General features: G+C 56.1%; 1 protein-coding gene. It reads left to right on the top strand.

What is annotated here, in order from left to right:
* A partial coding sequence (locus tag AC07W0_RS30905) for an IS3 family transposase (RefSeq protein ID WP_146013220.1) occupies positions 1-750 on the top strand: 750 nt, incomplete at its 5' end.
* Positions 751-758: the final 8 nt, after the last annotated feature.

The raw sequence follows: 758 nt of genomic DNA on the forward strand, positions 1-758 counted from the left end.
GTAGAACGCCTTCGATTGCGCAGTCGGGTGAACGAGTTGTTCACCCAAGGCCGCAGTGCTCCCGGTAGCCGTAGCATCATGGCCATGATGCAGGACGACGGCGAGCAGATCGGGCGATTCAAAGTGCGCAGCCTGATGCGCGAGCTGGAGTTGGTCAGCAAACAACCGGGATCGCATGCTTACAAAAAGGCGACGGTCGAGCGGCCCGACATTCCTAATATTTTGAACCGGGAGTTTGATGTGCCCACTCCTGACCACGTCTGGTGTGGCGATATCACTTACATCTGGGCTCAAGGGAAATGGCAGTATCTGGCGGTTGTCCTAGATCTTTTTGCCCGCCGCGTTGTGGGCTGGGCGTTGTCGGGAAAGCCGGATGCGGACTTGGTCATCAAGGCCTTGGACATGGCTTACGAGCAGCGAGGGAAGCCTCAAGGTCTGCTGTTCCACTCCGACCAGGGCTCGCAATATGGAAGCCGGAGTTTTCGTCAGCGCCTTTGGCGATATCGCATGCGTCAGAGCATGAGCCGGCGAGGAAATTGTTGGGATAATGCGCCGATGGAGCGGGTGTTCAGGAGCCTGAAAACCGAGTGGATACCGACCATGGGCTACACGACGGTCCAACAAGCTCAGCGGGATATCAGTCATTTTTTGATGCACCGATACAACTGGATTCGACCGCACCAATTTAATGGTGGGCTGCCACCGGCTCAGGCCGAGAAAAAACTTAACGTCGTGTCCGGGATTAGTTGACCACTACA

The sequence above is a fragment of the Pseudomonas sp. GW704-F2 genome (genome assembly GCF_059423025.1).